The organism is Paracoccus zhejiangensis, from assembly GCF_002847445.1.
GTDB classification, from domain to species: Bacteria; Pseudomonadota; Alphaproteobacteria; order Rhodobacterales; family Rhodobacteraceae; genus Paracoccus; species Paracoccus zhejiangensis.
The window spans coordinates 2879224-2899163 of record NZ_CP025430.1; the positions used below are offsets into that span (position 1 = coordinate 2879224).

Annotated in this window: 18 protein-coding genes and 1 tRNA gene; 10 read left to right on the forward strand and 9 right to left on the reverse strand. The window is 65.0% G+C overall.

Going from position 1 to position 19940, the window contains the following annotated elements; translation table 11 throughout:
- The first annotated feature begins 44 nt into the window (after window positions 1-44).
- Window positions 45-1901, forward strand: a complete 1857-nt coding sequence (locus CX676_RS13860; protein WP_101753150.1) for an autotransporter assembly complex protein TamA — start codon at window positions 45-47, stop codon at window positions 1899-1901.
- Entirely contained in the window at window positions 1901-6691 is a 4791-nt protein-coding gene (locus CX676_RS13865) for a translocation/assembly module TamB domain-containing protein (protein ID WP_101753151.1), read from the forward strand. Before CX676_RS13860 ends, CX676_RS13865 begins: the two co-directional genes overlap by 1 nt.
- 6 nt (window positions 6692-6697) lie before the next feature.
- Here the strand turns inward: CX676_RS13865 and CX676_RS13870 are convergent, their stop codons facing one another.
- Window positions 6698-8284 (reverse strand): PAS-domain containing protein, encoded by a 1587-nt coding sequence (locus tag CX676_RS13870; RefSeq protein ID WP_101753152.1) that lies wholly within the window; start codon window positions 8282-8284, stop codon window positions 6698-6700.
- Between the two features lie 49 nt (window positions 8285-8333).
- On the reverse strand, window positions 8334-9656 hold the full coding sequence (locus CX676_RS13875; RefSeq protein WP_101753153.1) for an ActS/PrrB/RegB family redox-sensitive histidine kinase: 1323 nt from the start codon (window positions 9654-9656) through the stop codon (window positions 8334-8336).
- Window positions 9657-9781: 125 nt separating this feature from the next.
- On the opposite strand from CX676_RS13875, the gene CX676_RS13880 reads away from it, so the two are divergent.
- From CX676_RS13880 to CX676_RS13890, 3 genes are all read left to right on the forward strand, one after another.
- Window positions 9782-10414, forward strand: coding sequence for an SCO family protein (locus CX676_RS13880; protein WP_101753154.1), 633 nt, complete (start codon window positions 9782-9784; stop codon window positions 10412-10414).
- 49 nt (window positions 10415-10463) lie between these two features.
- Window positions 10464-11018, forward strand: a complete 555-nt coding sequence (locus tag CX676_RS13885; protein WP_157935937.1) for an ActR/PrrA/RegA family redox response regulator transcription factor — start codon at window positions 10464-10466, stop codon at window positions 11016-11018.
- Between the two features lie 64 nt (window positions 11019-11082).
- Window positions 11083-11406 carry an H-NS histone family protein gene (locus tag CX676_RS13890; protein ID WP_332872934.1) on the forward strand — a complete coding sequence of 108 codons (324 nt, stop codon included), beginning with the start codon at window positions 11083-11085 and terminating at the stop codon, window positions 11404-11406.
- A 75-nt stretch (window positions 11407-11481) separates the two neighbouring features.
- Here the strand turns inward: CX676_RS13890 and CX676_RS13895 are convergent, their stop codons facing one another.
- From CX676_RS13895 to CX676_RS13905, 3 genes are all read right to left on the reverse strand, one after another.
- Window positions 11482-12105 (reverse strand): HD domain-containing protein, encoded by a 624-nt coding sequence (locus CX676_RS13895; RefSeq protein ID WP_101753156.1) that lies wholly within the window; start codon window positions 12103-12105, stop codon window positions 11482-11484.
- Between the two features lie 18 nt (window positions 12106-12123).
- Window positions 12124-12657 carry a protein-export chaperone SecB gene (gene secB / locus CX676_RS13900; protein WP_101753157.1) on the reverse strand — a complete coding sequence of 178 codons (534 nt, stop codon included), beginning with the start codon at window positions 12655-12657 and terminating at the stop codon, window positions 12124-12126.
- Between the two features lie 82 nt (window positions 12658-12739).
- A complete protein-coding gene (locus tag CX676_RS13905; RefSeq protein WP_101753158.1) occupies window positions 12740-13246 on the reverse strand; it encodes an FxsA family protein in 507 nt (168 codons plus the stop codon).
- A 112-nt stretch (window positions 13247-13358) separates the two neighbouring features.
- Here CX676_RS13905 and CX676_RS13910 point away from each other — a divergent pair, with 112 nt between their 5' ends.
- The 4 genes from CX676_RS13910 to CX676_RS13925 all read left to right on the forward strand — a co-directional run bounded on the left by CX676_RS13910 (window position 13359) and on the right by CX676_RS13925 (window position 15280).
- Window positions 13359-14015 (forward strand): Tim44/TimA family putative adaptor protein, encoded by a 657-nt coding sequence (locus CX676_RS13910; protein WP_101753159.1) that lies wholly within the window; start codon window positions 13359-13361, stop codon window positions 14013-14015.
- Window positions 14015-14605, forward strand: a complete 591-nt coding sequence (locus CX676_RS13915) for a Smr/MutS family protein (RefSeq protein WP_101753160.1) — start codon at window positions 14015-14017, stop codon at window positions 14603-14605. The genes CX676_RS13910 and CX676_RS13915 overlap by 1 nt, the downstream gene beginning before the upstream one ends.
- A 74-nt stretch (window positions 14606-14679) precedes the next feature.
- Window positions 14680-15159: a hypothetical protein gene (locus tag CX676_RS13920; protein ID WP_101753161.1), complete on the forward strand. Its 480-nt coding sequence runs from the start codon at window positions 14680-14682 to the stop codon at window positions 15157-15159.
- Window positions 15160-15194: 35 nt separating this feature from the next.
- Window positions 15195-15280, forward strand: a tRNA-Ala gene (locus tag CX676_RS13925).
- 255 nt (window positions 15281-15535) lie between these two features.
- Here CX676_RS13925 and CX676_RS13930 read toward each other — a convergent pair.
- From CX676_RS13930 to hslV, 4 genes are all read right to left on the reverse strand, one after another.
- Entirely contained in the window at window positions 15536-16603 is a 1068-nt protein-coding gene (locus CX676_RS13930; protein WP_101753162.1) for an alpha/beta hydrolase, read from the reverse strand.
- A 72-nt stretch (window positions 16604-16675) separates the two neighbouring features.
- Window positions 16676-16855, reverse strand: a complete 180-nt coding sequence (locus CX676_RS13935; protein WP_101753163.1) for a PLD nuclease N-terminal domain-containing protein — start codon at window positions 16853-16855, stop codon at window positions 16676-16678.
- A gap of 57 nt (window positions 16856-16912) precedes the next feature.
- Window positions 16913-18217: an ATP-dependent protease ATPase subunit HslU gene (gene hslU / locus CX676_RS13940; RefSeq protein WP_101753164.1), complete on the reverse strand. Its 1305-nt coding sequence runs from the start codon at window positions 18215-18217 to the stop codon at window positions 16913-16915.
- Between the two features lie 79 nt (window positions 18218-18296).
- A complete protein-coding gene (gene hslV, locus CX676_RS13945; RefSeq protein WP_101753165.1) occupies window positions 18297-18854 on the reverse strand; it encodes an ATP-dependent protease subunit HslV in 558 nt (185 codons plus the stop codon).
- A 130-nt stretch (window positions 18855-18984) separates the two neighbouring features.
- Between hslV and CX676_RS13950 the strand changes: the two genes are divergently transcribed.
- Entirely contained in the window at window positions 18985-19899 is a 915-nt protein-coding gene (locus CX676_RS13950) for a hypothetical protein (protein ID WP_101753166.1), read from the forward strand.
- Window positions 19900-19940: the final 41 nt, after the last annotated feature.

Here is a 19940-nt window from a genome sequence, read left to right on the forward strand (position 1 = left end):
CCAAAAATGCCTGAAAAGGACATAAAACGGGCAGGGCAAGGCGCATGGGGCTTTTACGGGCAGCAGTGATTGCGGCAACCGCACTGGCGGCGCCTGCGCTGGTCATGGCGCAATCCTCTTCGCCCTTTTCCGGGCTCTTCGGCGGCGGCAGCGAGGCCGACGGCCCGGTCAAGCTGGATGTCCAGGTGTCGGGCGAAGACGACGGCCTGTCTGCCAAGGTCAAGAACACCTCGCTGATCTCGGCCGCATTGTCCGAGGGCCGCACCACCGGGCAGGATGTTCTGGCCGCAGCCCGTGCCGATTACGCGCGCATTCTTGGCCTCATGTATGACGAGGGCTATTACTCGACCATCATCTACATCACGCTTGACGGCGTCGAGGCCGCCGAGATCGCGCCGCTGGACGCCCCCCAGATGGTTACGAACGTGGCCATCCGACTGGAGACCGGCCCGCGCTTCACCTTCTCGCGCGCCGCGATCGATCCCCTTGCCCCCGAGACCGAGATCCCCGAGGGCTATGCCGTGGGCGAGACCGGCGGGACAGGGGTGATCAAGTCGGCGGCGGTCGCGGGCGTTGATGGCTGGCGCAATGCCGGTCATGCCAAGGCCGATGTCGGTGGCCAGAACATCGTCGCGGACCACAACCAGAACACCGTGGACAGCCAGATCGCGCTGGCCCCCGGCCCGACCGTGACCTTCGGCAAGCTGAACATCACCGGCAACCAGCGGATGAACCTGCGCCGGCTCTACAAGATCGCCGGCTTCCCCGAGGGCACGCGCTTCGATCCCGAAGAGATCGAGGATGTGCGCAAGCGTCTGCGTCGCACCGGGGTATTCTCGGCCATCACGCTGGAAGAGGCCGAGACGCTTGGTCCCGGCGGCACCATGGATGTCAACCTGACCGTGGTCGAGCAGAAGCCCCGCCGCATCGGGGCGGGCTTCGAGATCTCGAACACCGACGGGGCCATGGTTTCGGCCTATTGGATGCACCGCAACCTGCTGGGCGGCGGCGAAAGGCTGCGCATCGATGGCGAGGTCTCCGACATCAGTTCCGATACCAGCGGGCTGGATGGCGAGTTCAAGCTGCGGATCGACCGCCCGGCCACCATCACCGCTGACACGACCGCCTATTTCGAGACCACGGTCGAACAGAAGCGCGAAGAGGAGTACGATTCCGACACCGGAACGGTTTCATTCGGTCTCAACCACATCTTCAGCGACCGTCTGACCGCCGATGCGGCGATCGAATACAGCAAGTCGCGGGTCCGCGACGACAACGGCACCAGCCATTTCGAGGTCATCGCCTTCCCGATGAACGTGGAATGGGACCGCCGGGACGAACCCACCGACGCCAAGCGCGGCTATTGGCTGTCGGGCGATCTGGTGCCCTTCTACGGGCTCGAGGAGACCGGCAGTGGCGCCCAGATCGAGGGTGAAGGCCGGGCCTATTACTCGTTCGGTACGGATGATCGCTTCACCCTGGCCGGTCGGGCGCGGATTGGGACCATTGTCGGCTCGGATATCGAGGATACGCCGCGCGACTACCTTTTCTATTCCGGCGGCGGCAGCTCGGTCCGGGGCCAGCCCTATGAATCGTTGGGGGTCGAGGTCATTCCCGGCCCGGATGGCCCGATCGAGACCGGCGGCATGAGCCTTGCCAATCTGAGCGCCGAGATCCGCTATCAATTGCGTGAGAAGATCGGTTTGGTCGCCTTTGCCGATTTCGGCCAGGTCTGGACCGAAGGCACCTTCGGCGGCGACAGCGGCAATCATTCCGGGGCCGGCGTCGGCGTGCGCTATGCCACGCCCATCGGGCCGCTGCGCTTTGACATTGCCGGGCCGGTTTCAGGTGAAACCGGCAATGGCGTGCAGCTTTATCTGGGACTGGGGCAGGCGTTCTGATGCGGAAAATCCTTCTTCTTCTGGCCCTTATCCTGCTGCCGCTGTCCCAAGCCTGGGCGCAGGACAGCGCGGCCGAAATTTCCGAGAAGGTCGAGGACGACAAGGGCTTCATCACCAACCTTCTGGAAGAAAACCTGTCGGGTGCCGGTCGCGAGGTCATCATCGACGGTTTTCGCGGGGCGCTGTCCTCGCGCGCGACCTATGACCAGATCACCATCGCCGATGCCGAGGGCGTCTGGCTGACGCTGAAAAACGGCGCGATCCACTGGAACCGCGCGGCGTTGCTGCGTGGGCGGATCGAGATTGCCGAGCTGTCCGCCGCCGAGATCCTGCTGCCGCGCCTGCCGTCGCCGGGCGAACAGCAGCGCACCGCCGAGGCGGTCGAGTTTTCCCTGCCGCAACTGCCCGTGTCGATCAATATCGAGCAGATCCTCGCCGAGCGGGTGGAACTGGGCGAGCCGGTGATCGGCCTTCCGGCCTCGGTGAAGGTCAGCGGCACCATGCAACTGGCCGGTGGCGAGGGTACGGCGAAGCTGTCCATCGACCGGCTGGACGGCCCGCGCGGGCAGTTCCTGCTGGATGCGGGCTTTGCCAACGAGACCCGCGTGCTGAAGCTGGATCTGAAGCTGGACGAGGATGCCGACGGATTGCTGGTCAATCTGGTCGATCTCCATGACAAGCCCTCGGTCAAGGCCGAAATCTCGGGCGAGGGGCCGTTGTCGGACTTTCTGGCCAATATCACGCTGGCCACCGACGGCCAGCCGCGGGTGACCGGCAAGGCCAGCGCCACGGCGCAGGCGGCCGAAGACGGCGCGCCCGGCACCGCCTTCCGGCTGGAACTGGGCGGCGATGTCGCCAGCCTGTTGCCACCCGACAATCGCGGCTTCTTCGGCACCAATACCCAGCTTCTGGCGGATGGCTGGCGCGGCGAGGATGGCCGGCTGCAACTGCCGGTCCTGATGATCGACACCAATGCGCTGAACGTCTCGGGCTCGCTGACCACCAATGAGAACGGCGCACCCGAGCAGGCGGTGCTGCTGATGACCCTCGGCGCCGATGCCGGGGCGACGGAATTGCCCGTCACCCTGCCCTTTGGCGGCGACCTGAAGGTCAATGATGGCCGGCTGGAACTGCAATACGACGCGGCGCAGGGCGATGGATGGTCGCTGGTCGGGCGCGTCGGCGAGGTGGATCAGCAGGGCGTGCGGATCGGCGCGCTGGAACTGAACGGCGCGGGCACGGTGCTGCGCGACAATGACCGCCTGTCCGAGATCGACGGCAAGATCGAGTTCGGCGGCCGCGAGATGCGCTTTGACGATGCCGGGCTGGCGCAGGCCATCGGCGACCAGATCACCGGCGTGACCGAGTTCAGCTTTGTGCCGGGCGACGTGCTGGAGCTGACCAACCTCAGCGCGCGGGGCACGGATTATGGGCTTGAAGGCTCGGTCCTGGTCGAGGGGCTCAGCACCGGCATCGCCGCTTCGGGCAACGTCACCGCCAGCTATGATGACCTGTCGCGCCTCTCGCAGCTTGCGGGCCGTCCGGTCACCGGCAAGGCCGAGGCGGTCATTGCCGGCAATTATGTCGTGCTTACCAAGGGCTTCGATGTGAACGCCCAGATCACCGGCACCGATATCTCGGTCGATCAGGACCAGCTTGACCAGTTGCTGCAAGGCGAGTCGAACATCACCCTGATTGCCCGCCGCGATCAGACCGGCATCCAGTTGAACGAGCTGACGGTGAATGCGCAGCGGCTGACCGCCGAGGCCGAGGGCTATCTGAACAGCGGCTCCAGCGATCTGAAGGCCAAGATCTCGATGCCCTCGCTCAGCGATGCCGATGCCGAACTGGGCGGTTCGCTGATGGCCGATGCGTTCCTCAGCGGTGCCTCGGGTTCGCGCCGGCTGACCATCAGCGGCGAAGCGATGGACCTGAAAACCGGCATCGAGGAACTGGACGGCGCGCTCGGCGGCCAGACCAACCTGACGGTGATCGCCGGCGAGCAGGATGGCGGTTATGTCATCGAGCAATTCCAGTTCTCTAACCCGCAGATCAAGGCCGAGGGGCAGGGTAACCTGGTGCCCGGCCAGATGGATGCCAAGGCCGATCTGGATGTGCCGGATCTTTCGGTTCTGGGCCGTGGCTGGGCCGGCAGCCTGACCGCCGATGCGACGGTGCGCGAAGAAGGCGGCGTGCGCTTCCTTGACCTGACTGGCCGCGGCACCGACCTGCAACTGGGTCAGGCCAATGTCGATGGCGCGCTGACCGGTGAAACCACGCTGACCGCCAAGGTCGAACAGCAGGGCGAGGTCTTCACCATCCGCGATCTGCAACTGCAGAACGACCAGCTGAATGCCACGGCCGAGGGCAGCTATGGCCCCGGCCAGACCGACCTGACCGCCGACCTGTCGATCGCATCGCTGGCGGCTTTGGGCCAGGGGTGGAGCGGCGCGCTGCAGGCGCAGGGGCGTTTGCAGGAACAGGGCGACGGGGTACGGCGGCTGAACGTCACCGGCACCGGCACCGATTTGTCGCTGGGGCAGGCCAGCGTCGACGGCGCTCTGACTGGCCAGACCCGGTTGTCGGTGCGCGGAACCGAACAGGCCGGCGTCTTCACCATCGACGAGGCGCATATCCTGAACGAACAGGCCGAGATTACCGCGCAGGGCGTGGTCGGCGGCGCCGAAACCAATGTCAGCGGCCATGTGAACTTCAAGCAGTTGGCCGCGCTCGGCGCGGGCTTGCAGGGCAGCCTGGTGGCCGATGGCCGCGCGGTTGCGGGCAGCGACGGGGTGATCCGGGTCGAGGTGACGGGCACCGGTCAGGATCTGGCCATGGGCCAGCAGGATCTGGACGCGGCGCTGTCGGGACCGACGGCCATCAGCCTCAGGGGTGCACTCGACAAGGGCGTGTTCAGCATCGAGGACGCCCGGATCGACAATGCCCGGCTGGACGTGACCGCCAGCGGGAAGGTCGGGGCAGGGGCCACGGACCTGACCGCCAGCCTCGCAGCCGGCGACCTGCGCTTCCTTGGGCGCGGCATCTCGGGCGCGGTAAACATCGATGGCCGGGTGGTGGATCAGGGCGGAAACCGCCAGATCACCGCCAATGGCACCATCAACGGGCTGGCCATCGGGCAGGCGCGTATCGATCCGCTGCTGGCGGGCCGGACCACGCTCGATCTGGCGGCGACGCAATCGGCTAACGGAAATCTCAGCATCCAGCGGCTGGTGGCCCGCAATCCGCAGCTGTCGGTCAATGCCGACGGGGCGCTGCAATCGGGCGTCAACCTCGATGTGACGCTGAACAATCTGGCGCTGCTGCAGCCCGGTATCGCCGGTCCGGCGCGGGTTTCGGGCACGGTGCGGCAGCCGCAGGCGGGGGGGAATTACGCCGTCGATCTGGCGGCGACCGCGCCGGGCGGCACGCGGGCGCAGGTCTCGGGCACGGCAGCGGCCGATTTCTCGACCACCGATCTGCGCGTCTCGGGCGTCAGCGACGCGGCGCTGGCCAATCCGCTGATCCGCACCCGCAGCATCGAAGGGCCGATCAGCTTTGACATCGCCATGCGAGGCCCGCCGGGGCTGGATGCGATATCGGGCAATGTCTCGCTGAATGGTGGCCGCGTGTCCGAGCCGAAACTGGGACTGACGCTCGAGGCGCTGAATGTCAGCGCCAATCTGCAGAACGGGCGGATCGATGTCGAAGGCAGCGGCAATGTCGAGGCCGGGGGCAGCCTCAGGGTCAGCGGTCCGGTCGATCTGCGCAATGGCACGGTGGATATCGGGATCGTGCTCGACAATGTCGTGCTGCGCGACCCGAACCTCTACGAGACGCGGGTGTCGGGCAATCTCAGCTTTGCCGGGGTGCAGGCCGACGGACCCTTGATCTCGGGCCGGATCGATATTTCCGAGGCCGAGCTGCGCATCCCCTCGACCGGGTTGGGCGGGGCCAAGGCGATCCCGGATATCGAACATGTGGGCGACAGCCGCCCGGTCGCGGCAACCCGCGCCAAGGCAGGGATCGAGGCCTTCCCCAGCCTTGCCTCGCAGGATGCGGGGATGCAGGGACCGGCGGCGACCCCGCCCGCCAATCCGCCGCGGCTGGATATCCTGCTGTCGGCGCCCAATCGGGTGTTCATTCGCGGGCGAGGTGTCGATGCCGAGATGGGCGGCCAGATCCGGCTGACCGGCACCTCGCGCAATGTCATCCCCATCGGCACGCTGGAGCTGATCCGCGGCCGGGTCGATCTTTTGGGCAAGCGCTTCGTGTTGACCGAGGGTCTGGTCGAGATGCAGGGCAGCCTGATCCCGGTGATCCGGCTGGTGGCCGAGACCTCGCAGGATGGCATCACCACCCGCATCATCATCGATGGCGAGGCGCGCGACCCCGAGATCACCTTTGAATCCTCGCCCGAGATGCCCGAGGAAGAGGTTCTGTCGCAGCTGCTGTTCCGGCGCGGGCTGGACAAGATCAGCCCGCTGCAGGCGGCGCAGCTGGCCAATGCGGTCGCGGTTCTGGCCGGACGGGGCGGCGAGGGCATCATCGGCAACCTGCGCAACACGGTCGGGCTGGATGATCTGGACCTGCAGACCGATGACGAGGGCAATGTCGAGGTGCGGGCTGGCAAATACCTGTCGGACAATCTCTATACCGATGTCTCGGTCGGGGATGACGGCAAGACTGAACTGAACCTGAACCTCGATATCTCCGAGACGCTGCGGGCGCGGGGGTCGATGGGCAGCGACGGGGAAAGCACGCTCGGCGTCTATTTCGAGCGTGATTACTAGGGCTTATCAGTCGGCACCGATTGCCTTGCGGTTGCGAGGGGCGGCATCGTCACGGCTGGTGCCGGCGGCCTCGCTCTCGGGCAGGCGGAAGCGCACCAGTTGCCGCCCGCCGGTCAATGCGCGCACCGACCAGCCCAGCAGCCCACCCTCCGGCGCCGCCATCGCCCCGTCATCGCGGCCAGTGCCGTCGCGCAGGCTCAAACGCTCGGTCAGCGCCTCGAAGCCCGCGCCGGCGGCAATAGCGCCGCGCCAGCGCTCGACGGCCTCGGCCATGGTGGCACTGCGCCCGCCCCAAAGCTGCTCATAGGCCTTGTTGCACAGCAGGAACTGCCCGCTGGCGCCAAAGACCACAAGCGCATCCTCGATCCCGTCCAGCACCAGTGCGCCGAGGTTCAAATCGGCCCGGAACTTGCGGGTCAGCGAAATCTCCGAGCTGATGTCTTCGAACAGGAAGGCCACCGCGCCATCGGGATGCGGACGACCGGTCACCCGATAGGTCTGGCCACCGGGCAGGGACCAGGTCTCGACATGGCGGCCCGTGGCGGCTGCGGTCTCCAGGTTGTTCATCTGCTGGCGCCAGCTGCGATAATCCTTGGGCTCCGGCACCATGCGCGCGTCGCGCAGCTTGTCGAGAAAGTCGAACAGCGTCGGCCGCCCGGTCAGGAAGCCTGCCGACAGGCCGGTCAGGTCGATCAGGGCCGGGTTGAACAGTTGCAGGTTGCGCTCGCGGTCAAAGATCGCAAGCCCGGTGGGCAGGTCGGCAAAGGTCTTGGTCAGCGTCTGGACGAACTCGCGCAGGCCACGCTCGGCCCGGACCGCGGCATCGGCGGGCAGGGCGAAGAACATGGTCTGCTCGCCCGAGCGATGGGCATGGCAGTCGAACCACAGCACAGATCCCCGCGCCTCGAGCTGCGCCCGGCGCGACAGGCGCGCGGCGCTGTCAGTCAGGCTCGGCAGGTCCAGAAGCCGGGGCAGGGGCCAGCTCAGCCCATCCTGCGCCACCTCTTCGGCGCGCTTGAGGTAAGCGGCATTGGCCCAGGTGACGGTCCCGTCGGTATCCTGTCGCCAAGCCATCATCGGCGTGTGGTTCATCGAGCCGCGCAGCAGCTCAAGCTCTTCCTCCATCGCCTGCAGGGTCAGCGAATCCACCATGATGGCGGCATTCTCGGCGCCGGGATCGCTGATCGTCAGCCGGGTGGTGTTCTGGCCCAGATCCTCGATCACCAGCCGCAGTGCCGCGATCCCGGTTCCGGCACCACCCGCCAGCTCGACCCGGCCGGTGGCGGCCAGACCGGCCATGCGCGTCGAGAGGTCGGGAAAGCGGCCTTCCAACCAGGCGGTCAGCCGGGGCAGGTCAACCGCCTCTTCGCTGATCGCCCCGGCCAGGTTCTTGGCCGGCAGGGTCGCATCGACCAGATTCCTGCCGCGAAACAGGAAGATGATCGGCTCGGCCTCGCCGATCAGCGCCCCGCGAGACCGGCGCGTTGCATGATGCCCCCGGCTGTCCAGCCAGCGGATGAACAGCAGTGCTGCGATCACCGAGACCGTTCCCGCGACGACAGCGATCAGCAGGGTCATCAGGCCATGGATCATTCCGGTTGCATTCCCGCAGCTAATTTCGCCCCGATTAGCCTATGCAGACTTAAGATTTGGTTAAAGTCCCCATTTCGATCCCGGCTTGGCGCGGATTGTCGCCCAGAGCGCGGCGGCTGTCTGCCGCGATACGGTCAAGCGGCCAGGTGACGGTGACCGAGGCGCCCGGCGCCTCGTTGGCGAAATCAAGCACCGCGCCGGACCGCTCCAGCAGGGTCTTGGCGATGAACAGGCCCAAGCCCATGCCGTCATAGCCCGGCCTGCTGCTGCTCGCGCCGCGCTTGGGGGTGGGATAGGGATCGCCCAGCCTTGCCAGAAGGGCCGGGGGAAAGCCTGGGCCGTCATCGCTGACGGCAATGGACAATTGGTCGCCCAGTTCGACGGCGTCCACATGAACCTCGTGGGCGGCGAAATCGACGGCATTCTGGATCAGGTTGCGCAAGCCGTGAATGACGCCCGGATCGCGGCGAATGTCGGGACCAATGGCGGTGATGAAGACCTTGGGACCGCGCTGCCCATGAATGCCGACGGCCTCGTCCAGCACCACCCGCAGCGGCGCGCTGCGCAGCAGCAGGTCATCCTTGCCGGCCTGCCCCATGGCCTTCAGGATCGCGCCACAGCGATCGGCGGACCGGCGCAACTCCTCCAGATCGCTGGCGAGATCCGGGCGATCGGCCAGCTCGTCACCCAGTTCCCCGGCGATCAGCTTGATCGTGGCCAGGGGGGTGCCGAGCTCGTGCGCGGTGGCGGCGACGACGCCGCCCAGATGCTGCAGGCGCTGCTCGCGCGCCAGTGCCAGCTGGGTCGAGAACAGCGCCTGCGAGGTGACCGACAGTTCTGCGACCACGCGATGGGTGTAGATGGCGAAGAAGAAGACCCCGATGATAATCGCCAGCCAGTGGCCCAGTGCCAGAAGCGGCGGGACGGTCACTTCCTCGCCATTCTCATGGGTCAGCGGCAGGGCGAGCCAGAAGGCCATGCTGATCAGCAGAATGGTGGCAAGGCCGATCAGCTCGGTCTGGCGCCGGGACAGGGACGATGCGGCGATGGTGACGGGGGCAAGGACCAGCAGGGCGAAGGGGTTAGAGGGTCCGCCGGTCCACCAGATCAGCAGCGAGATCTGCAGCAGGTCAAAACTCAGCTGTCCCGCCGCGCGACTGGGGTCGACCCGTCCCGAGGATCCGGCCAGCAGCCAGGTGTTCATCAGCGCCGAAATGCCGATCAGGAACAGCACCGGCCAGATGGCAAAGCGCAACCCGATCGACCAGGCGACGGCCACCGTCGCCAGCTGTCCGACGATGGCAACCCAGCGCAGGATGACCAGCGTGCGCATGCGAATCGGCTCGGCCTGCGGGGCATCAGGCAAGAGCATCGACTGGTCCTGATCGGGGGTGAACGACAGGGCAACCTCTCGAAGCGAAATGCCTCGCCTTGATAACGGCGGTCGGATAAGCGATCAATGCGCGCGTTTTAATTTGGACGAAGACGGAAGCAGGCATGAACAAGGACCGGAAACTGATTTTGGCCGGCACCGCAGCGGCGGTTGCATTACTGGCCGTTGGCGGCCTGTGGATGTCGCGCGATGCCGGCGCAGGCGATTTTGCGCAATGCCAGAAATCGGTGGTTTCGGGGGGAATGGAGGCCTTTGGCACGGAATTTACCCTGACCAATGGCGCCGGAGAGCGTGTCACCGACAAGCAGGTCTTTGATCGGCCCTCGCTTCTCTATTTCGGCTATACCTTCTGTCCCGATGTCTGCCCGCTGGACAGCGCCCGCAATGCCGAGGCCTCGGCACTACTCGTCGAAAACGGGATTGAAGTTCAGCCCGTGTTCGTCACCGTCGATCCGGCCCGGGACACGCCCGAGGTGGTGAAGACCTTCACCGAGCAATTCTCGACCCCGATGGTTGGCCTGACCGGCAGCGACGAGGAGATCCAGGCTGTCTCGAAAGGCTGGCGGAACTATTTCAAGCTGCATAACGAGGAGGATAAGGAGTATTATCTGGTCGACCATATGACCAATACGTATCTTGTTCTGCCTGGCCACGGCACGGTCGAATTCTTTGGTCGTGACGCATCGCCCGATGAGGTTGCCGAGCGCACCGCCTGTTTCGTCGAGGCCGCGTCCTGACCGCGTCTTCAGTGACCCAAGTCGGACGCCTGCTGTAAGGAGTATTGCCGTGAATCAGGATCTACAGGAACAGATCGGCGCCGACCCGTCGCTGCTGCTGGTCGATGACGACGAGAATTTCGTCAACCGCCTGGCGCGGGCGATGGAAAAGCGCGGGTTCCGCCCGATCAGCACCCGCAGCGTCGCCGAGGCGATGGAGGCAATCCGCAGCGCGCCGCCCGCCTATGCGGTGATCGACCTGCGGCTGGAGGATGGCAGCGGGCTGGACGTGGTCGAGGCCCTGCGCGAGTCGCGCGACGATGCCCGTATCATCGTGCTGACCGGCTATGGCGCCATCGCCACGGCGGTCGCGGCGGTGAAAATGGGCGCGACGGATTATCTTTCTAAGCCGGCTGACGCAACGGAAGTTACCGCCGCCCTGCTGAGTGCTGGCGAAGTTCTGCCACCCCCGCCCGAGAACCCGATGTCCGCCGATCGCGTGAGATGGGAACATATTCAACGGGTTTACGAGCAATGCGACCGGAATATTAGTGAAACGGCACGTCGTCTTCACATGCATCGTAGAACGCTTCAGCGGATTCTTGCCAAAAGAGAGCCGCGCTAAATACGATATGCAACTATTCTTTCCTATGCTAATTTAATTAGTGGTGGGACGGAATATGTTAAACATGGACGACAAAATGACTATTAACTTCGATAAGATGACCCTTAAGGAGATGCGCGATCTTCAGGGGCGGCTAGAGCGTGCGATCAGCTCGTTCGAGGACCGCAAGCGCCGCGAGGCGATGGCGGCCGTCGAGAATGTTGCGCGCGAACATGGTTTCAGTCTGACCGATCTGACGGGCGGAAAGATGAAGCGCGCCGGTACGGTGCCGCCGAAATACTCGAACCCCGGCGATCCGACGATGACCTGGACGGGCCGTGGCCGCAAACCGCGTTGGGTTCAAGAGAGCCTCAACAAGGGCAAGACCCTGGACGATTTGCTGATCTGAAATCGATTGCGGGCCGCGAATCTGAGGGCGTGGCCCCGCTGATCTCTGCAATCTGTCCGAGGGTTCTGAACTGGGTCAGGCTGGCATGCTGTCCAGCGCGGCGATCAATTCTGCATGTCGTGCCAGCATCCCTTCCCGCACATCTGCGGGCGGGCGAGGTGCGATACGCAGCTCCGCGAAGCTTTTGTCGGGCAGCGGCCTGAAAAGCCTGTTGGCCTCGGTTTCGGAAAAGCCCGCGATTTGAACGGCCTCAAGCCAGGCGGAAATGCGATCTGCCTGCTTGATCTGCTTTTTGATCGAGGCAGGCAGAACCGCCGGCAATCCGAAACGGCGATGGATAGCCGCCGCGAGGCGTTCGTCCAATTCGCCATATTCGCAACCCAAAGCAGATTTCACCGGCGATATCATATCCCCAATTACATATTCCGGCGCATCATGCAGCAAGGCTGCAAGCTGCCAGCGCGGATGAACCGGAGATTGAATTCGGGTAAAGATCTGCTCGACCAGCAGCGAATGTTCGGCCACCGAATAGGCCCAATCACCGCGCGTCTGGCCGTTCCAGCGCGCGACGAAAGCCAGCCCGTGGGCGATATCTTCGATCTCGATATCGAAGGGTGTCGGGTCCAGCAGGTCAAGCCTGCGGCCCGACAGCATCCGCTGCCAGGCCCGGGGTTGGGACGGTGAAGATGTGCGGGCCATCCGTGGCCTGCCCTGCGATCAGGAGAGTTTCTGGCCTTCGGACTGCGCCTGCGCCGCCTGAGCCTGGGCGCGGCGCGTCAGTTCCTGCCGGTAGAGCGCGACGAAATCGACCGGCTCCATGTTGAAGGGCGGGAATCCGCCATCGCGGGTCACGTCCGAGATGATGCGGCGCACGAAGGGGAACAGCATCCGCGGGCATTCGATCATCAGGAAGGGGTGCAGCTGGTCTTCCGGCACGCCCTCGATGTTGAAGACCCCGCCGTAATCCAGCTCGGCCAGGAACAGCGGCTGCTTGTCGCTGCCATTGACCGAGGTCACCTTGAATTTCGACAGCACCTCGTACTGGTTCTCGCTGCCGCGCTTGCGGGCGTCGAGGCTGACCTGCACGCTGATCTCGGGCTGGACCTCGCCCGAGGGGGCGCCTTTCTGGGCGACGACGTTCTCGAAGGACAGGTCGCGGATGAACTGCGCGAGGATCTGCATCTTCACCGGCTGCGGGGCAGCGGCGGCCTGGGGTTCTGCAGTGGCGGCGTTGTTGGTTTCATCGGCCATGGTTCTGGCTCCTCATCAGCTGAAATCGATACGGATCACCGACCCGGTCTGGCCGAGGTTCTAGCAGCAGCTTTCCCGGGCCTCAATGCTGCGTCCAGCCCGAGGGCGGACGGGGGCCGGAACGCGGGGGCGCCTGCGGCAAATCGTCAGGCTCGACGACATAATCGGCATCGATCACGCCATCGTCATAGGGAGGGCGATGCGGCTCGTGCGGGCGCTGCGGACCCATGCCGACGCGCGTGACCTGCACGCGCTTGCCGATCTGGCCCATCGCCCAGCTACGGAAGCCGGGGATCAGCAGCAGGATGCCAAGCGTATCGGTGAAAAATCCGGGCGTCACCAGCAGCGCCCCGGCCAGAAGGATCATCGCGCCATGGGCAATCGGCGCCGTCGGATCGCGCAATTCGTTGAAACTGCGCTGGATCTCAATCCAGGCCTTGGTTCCCTGACTGCGCATCAAGGCCGTGCCGATCACGGCGGACAGCAGCACCAGCGCCAGCGTGGGCCAAAGCCCGATCAGGCCGCCGACCTGAATGAACAGCGCGATCTCGATGATCGGAATGGCGATGAACAGCCAGAAAAGCCACATGACGAAACTCCCTTGAGGGGTCTCGGAAACTGGACTTGGCGACCCCCAGCACCTACATAATAGCACAAGACGCCCATACCAACCGCCCTGTCCGAGAATTGAGGTCGAACGCATGTCCAACTCGCTGATCCAGCTGCTTGTTCTGGCCGGGATCGCCATCTTCCTGATCCTGCGGCTGCGGAACGTCCTGGGCACGCGCGACGGCTACGAGCCGCCCAAGGTCGAAACCCCGCCCGCCGGCTCGCGCCGCTTCGAGGTGATCGAGGGCAGCGCCGATCAGGTCGACAACGATATCGCCGATCATGCCGAGGCCGGCAGCCCCGCGGCGCTGGCTCTGGCGCAGATGAAACGGGCCGAGCCGGGCTTTGGTGTGGGCGAGTTCCTCTCGGGCGCCAAGGGTGCCTATGAGATGATCCTGATGGCCTTCGAGCGCGGCGATCTATCCGACGTGCGGCCCTTCCTTGGCGAGAATGTCGCCGAGGCCTTCCAGTCGGTGATCGACCAGCGCAAGTCGCAGGGCCAGACGGTCGAGGCACAGTTCTTGGGCACGCGCGAAACCGCGCTGGCCGGTGCGAATTTCGATCCCGCGACCAGCGAGGGCGAGGTTTCGGTCCGCTTCGTGGGCGAGATGATCGCGGTCACCCGTGATGCCACCGGCGCGGTGGTCGATGGCGATCCGAAGGCCGCGCGCAAGCAGCGCGATGTCTGGACCTTCGCGCGCCGGATGGGTCAGGACGACCCGAACTGGCAACTGGTCGCGACCGGCTGATGACACGAAAGCGCGGGCTGACGAGCGAGGATCAGGAGATCTGGTCGCGCGTCGCCCGCACGGCCAAGCCGCTGCATCCCACGCTGAAGAAACCGGCCCCGCCGGTCACCCCGCGCCCCGCCCCGGACCCTGTCCCGCGGGGCGTTGAGCGTTTCGAGGTCCAGCCCTTCCGGGTCGGCCAGACCTCGCGGCGCGCCACGGTGTCCGCCGAGGCGATCGGCCTCACCCCGGCCGAGCGGCTGGACCAGCATCCCCTGCGCATGGACCCCAAGACCCACCGCAAGATGCGCCAGGGCAAGCTGCGCCCCGAGGCGCGGCTGGACCTGCATGGCATGACGCTGGCCGAGGCCCATCCCGAGCTGATGGGCTTCATCCTCAGGACCCATGCCTCGGGCAAGCGGCTGGTGCTGGTCATCACCGGCAAGGGCCGGGGCGATCACGGCCCGCTGCCCACCCGCCCCGGCGCGCTGCGCCATCATGTGCCGATCTGGCTGCACCAAGCGCCTCTGGCCGGCGTCGTCCAGCAGGTGCAGGGCGCCCATCGCAGCCATGGCGGCGAGGGCGCCTATTACGTCTATCTGAGGCGATAGAGCCCAATCTCTCCGAAAGATTCGACTCATCAGTCGAATCACCGTATAGTCATCGATGAGTAGAGGTGATTGAGATGACTCTGGAAGCCAAGCAAAAGAATCACTTAGAGGAAGTCATCGGCGGCGTGGAGCGTGAGTTGGCCGGCGTGATGAAGGAGATTTCTATTGAGGAACAAAAACTGAACGCGCTGGTGTCGAGACGCGATAGCTTGCGTGCGGCGCTTAGAAGCCTGATTGATGCGCTCCCATCCACGGAGCGGAAGCGGCAACTCATCGAAGCGGCCGATTATGAGGGGCGTGATCCCATTGCCGTCTCTGAGACAGCGAGAAAGCTGATCGAGTTCATTCGATCCGACATCGAAAGGGTTTGGCAGGTTGGTGATCTTCAGCAGAGACTTGAAAAGCACGGCGAGAGAATCTCCGACCGCTATGCCTCTAACACGCTCCGAAAACTGAGGGATCGAGGACTAATCAGCAGAGTCGGACGAGGAAAATATCGAGCAAACAACACAATTTTAGCTATCGAAGGTTTAGACGAGGACGACTTGGAATGAGGCCCCGAACACGCTGGAACGTGTCCGAGGCCAAGGCCTGCGTGGCGAAACGGTAAACGCATCCGCTTTGCAAGCGGACTCCCTGGTCGGATTGCGGGTTCGAATCCCGCCGCAGGCACCAATCAAAGGCCCGAGCACGCTCGGGCCTTTCCATATTGTCGCACAACCCTCGGGCAAATGCAAGCTAAGCTGCTGATTCGAAGGACTAAAATTAAGACTCGAAAAACAACAGGTTAGTAGGGGCCTGAATCCCTGGGCGCGACTTGGACGAAGGATAGAGTAACCATTTCTTAATGTCTGTCGAAGCGAGCCGCAGTTTGGTTTTAGCCGCCAACGGCTTGGAGACCCTTACCACGGCTATCTGAGGCGATAGGCCTTACGGCGAGACCACGATCTGCGCCGCCTGCTGCACCCGGATCGCCGCCGCGCCGAAGGGGTTCTGCGCGCTGCCGTAATTGCCCGAGAACATCCGCTCCAGCTCCTGCGCGCTGGACAGGATACGGATCAGCGTCGGCGAGGTGGCGGCGTTGAAATGGCCGATGCCGGTGTTGAACTGGCTGACATCGACCAGCACCACGTCCAGATCGGCCACCGCCCGCGGGTCCTGCAGCGTCCCCAGCCGCAGACTCTGGTTCGAGATCAGCGCCGAGAGGCGCAGCGCCCGGTCGCTTTGCGAGGTGAAGATGAAGAAGGGCTGCGGCAGATCGCCGATGGCCTTGGCCTGCGCCCGGAACACGTTCACGTTGATGTCCGGCGCCTGCAGCACCACGCCATCGAGCTCTTTCAGCACATCGCGCCGCCCGGTCAGCGCCAGTTGCCGCAGGCTTTCCATCAACAGCTCCGCCCCCATGGAATGCGCCACGAGGATCAGCTTGCCGTGCCCGCGCGTGGCGGCCAGTGTCTGGATCGTGGTCACCAGGTCATCGCGCGAATACAGCAGGCTGTCCCTATCCGCTGCATAGGCCAGTGCCTTGGTATGCGAGACCCAGGAGAAATGCGTGCGGATGCCGGGAAACTTCAGGTCATGGGCGATCTGGGCATAGCGATAGACGCCCTCGCCGTAGCTGGTGTTGAAGCCGTGGATGAACAGGATGATGTCGCTTTCCTGCACCGGCCGCCCGGCCAGTTCCCGCTCGATCGCGGCGCGAAAGCCCTGCGGCCCGTCCAGCCGGTCATCGGCGGTCACCAGGAACTCGCGGCGCGGGTCCGGTTTGCCATCGGTTTTCGGATAGCGCACGGTCCCCATCGTGCGATCCGGCGGCACCGAAACGTCGATGCGGTGAAAGCTCAGCCCCCGCGCGGGCTGGTTGTCGGGGTTGCGGTTGCCCGCCACGAAGATCCGCTCGACCGTCCCGACAGAACCGGCGTCGCGATCAACCACCACCTCACCACGCGGCCCGCAGGCCGCCAGCACCAGAACCCCCAACACAGCAATCCAGCGCATGGCCTAAGCCCCCCGATTTTCTGATGAAAATCAGTTTGCCAGTTGTGCGGGATTCGGGGAAGCCCCGGTAATCTAGCGGTTGTAATTCGCCTTCGGTCCGGCGAACCACCAGATGATCAGCCCCAGCACCGGCAGGATGGCCACGATCGCGATCCAGACGATCTTCTTCCCGGTCGATTCATTGGTGTTGATGATCGAGGCGATGGCCCAGACATCGAGACAGAAGATGATGATGCCGAAGACATAATCCATGAAGGCGACCCCTATGCTGCGCGAAGGGTCAACACCCGCGACCCAGCGCCGGTTCCCTTAGAGGACATAGCGCGACAGGTCGGTCGAGCGCGACAGGTCGCCCAGGTGCTCTTCGACAAAGGCGCCGTCCACGGTGACCGTATCGCCGCCCCGGTCAGGTGCGGTGAACGAGAGGTCCTCGAACACCCGCTCGATCACGGTATAAAGCCGCCGTGCGCCGATATTCTCGATCGCGCCATTCACCTCGGCCGCGATCCGGGCCAGCGCGGCAATGCCGTCATCGGTAAAGCTGACCGTCACCTGCTCGGTCGCCATCAGCGCGGTATATTGCCGGGTCAGGGCGTTGTCGGTCTCGGTCAGGATGCGGATGAAATCGGCCTCGGTCAGGGCGCGCAGCTCGACCCGGATCGGCAGCCGGCCCTGCAGTTCCGGCAGAAGGTCCGAGGGTTTCGCCACATGGAAGGCGCCCGAGGCGATGAACAGGATATGGTCGGTCTTCACCGGGCCGTATTTGGTGCTGACCGTGGTGCCCTCGATCAGCGGCAGCAGGTCGCGCTGTACGCCCTCGCGGCTGACCTCGCCGCCCCGCGCCTCGCTGCGCGCGGCCACCTTGTCGATCTCGTCGATGAAGACGATGCCGTTCTCTTGCACCGCCTCCAGCGCCGCCGCCTTGACCGTGTCATCTTCCAGAAGCTTGTCGGCCTCTTCGGCGATCAGCAGCTCATAGCTTTCGGCCACCGTCACCTTGCGCCGCACCCGCCGCCCGCCAAAGGCCTTCATCAGCCCCGACAGATCCATCATCCCGCCCATGCCACCGGGCTGGCCGGGAATGTCCATCATGCCGAGCGGGTTCGAGTTGTCCTGCACCTCGAGCTCGATGATGGTGTCATCAAGCTCGCCCCGCTTCAGCTTGTCGCGGAACATCTGACGGGTGCCGTCGCGGGCATCCTTGCCGGCCAGCGCCTCGATCACCCGTTCTTCGGCAGAGCTGTGGGCGCGGGCCTTCACATCCTCGCGCATCCGCTCGCGCGTCTCGATCAGCGCGGCATCGGTCAGGTCGCGGATGATCTGCTCCACGTCACGGCCGACATAGCCCACCTCGGTGAACTTGGTCGCCTCGACCTTGATGAAGGGCGCATTGGCCAGTTTCGCCAGCCGCCGGCTGATCTCGGTCTTGCCGACTCCGGTCGGCCCGATCATCAGGATGTTCTTCGGATACACTTCGTCGCGCAGGTCATCGCCCAGCTGCTTCCGCCGCCAGCGATTGCGCAGCGCCACCGCGACGGCACGCTTGGCATCTTTCTGCCCGATGATGAAGCGGTCCAGCTCCGAGACGATTTCGCGGGGGGTCAGGTCGGTCATGTCAGGCCTCGCAGGCTTTCTCTTTCGTTCAAATATCCCGGGGGTGAGGCCCGGAACGGGCCGAGGGGGCAGCGCCCCGTCAGCCTTCCAGCACTTCCACCGTCAGCTTGCCATTGGTGTAGACGCAGATATCCGCCGCGATCGCCATGGCCTTCCGGGCCACGGCCTCGGCATCCAGGTCGCCCTCCATCAGCCCGCGGGCCGCGGCCAGGGCGAAATTCCCGCCCGATCCGATGGCGGCCACGTCATGTTCCGGTTCCAGCACATCGCCCGCGCCGGTGACGACATAGATCTGCGCCCCATCGGTGACGATCAGCATGGCCTCCAGGTTGCGCAGGTACTTGTCGGTGCGCCAGTCCTTGGCCAGATCGACGCAGGCGCGCTGCAACTGGCCGGGCGCGGATTCCAACTTCTTCTCCAGCCGCTCCAGCAAGGTAAAGGCATCGGCGGTCGAGCCGGCAAAGCCCACCACCACGTCGCGCCCGCCGGGCGTCAGCCGGCGCACCTTGCGCGCCGTGCCCTTCATCACCGTCTGGCCGACGCTGACCTGCCCGTCACCTGCCACGACCACCTTGCCGCCACGCTTGACCGCAAGGATCGTGGTGCCGTGCCAGCCGGGAAACTTGTCTTCCGCCATCAGGGGCCTCCGTATCTCTTGGGGCTGAAATATGGGCGCGGACCCGGCTTCGCAAGCCGCGCTGCTGGTCGACACGCGGAAAGCATGGCATTGAGGGGGCCGACCCGGCCCTCCAAAGCCATGACGGACCATGCCCGAACCGCTTGATCTGCGCCTCTACCTGCACCAGCCGATGCTGGGCAATGCGCGTCGTGGCAAGGTGAATTTCCTGCAGCGCCTGACCCGGTTGCTGGAGGGGCAGGGCTGGCGCGTGCAGATCCTGCCCTCGGGCGAGGCCGCGCGCGAGGCAGCACCGGATCAGCCCGGCTATGCGCTGTTCCATATGGAAAAGCCGACGCATGACCTCGCCCTGACCTTTCGCCGCGCCTATCACTATCCCTTCTGGCGCATCGAGCAGGTGGCCGAACGCTGGCGCTGGCCGGTGGCCGAGGCAGCGTTTTCACCCGACGCGATCGATCCCGCCACAGCCCAGAACTTCCTGTCCCGACTTGCCGCCCGTGTCCTGCCGGGGCCGGCCCCGCGGCGCGATGGTCCGGTGCTGATCCCGCTTCAGGGACGCATCGCCGAGACCCGCTCGTTCCAGACCCTCTCGCCGCTGGACATGGTCGCCCGCGTGGCCCAGTCCGGCCGTCCCTGCGTGGCGACCCTGCATCCACGGGAGAACTATAGCCCCGAGGATCGCGCGGCGCTGGAGGCGCTCGCCACAAGGCATCCCAACCTGACCGTCGGCGGCAAGACGGCGGCGCTGCTGCGCGATTGCGCCTTTGTAGTCACCCAGAACAGCGCCGTGGCCTTCGACGGGTTTATCCTTGGCAAGCCTGCCGTTCTGTTCGCGCAGGTCGATTTTCACCATATCGGCTTGAAGGTCGCCGATCTGGGGGTCGAGGCCGCGCTGGCCGCCGCGCACGATCACCGCCCGGATTTCGCCCGCTACCTCTTCTGGTTCCTGCAGATGAACGCCATCAACATGTCGGCGCCCGATGCGGATCGGCGGATCGCCGCCGCGCTTGCCCGCGGCGGATGGCCGGTTGCACCGCCCGCCTGAGCCCAAATTCATCACAGCGGGTTGAACCGCCCTTTGGAATG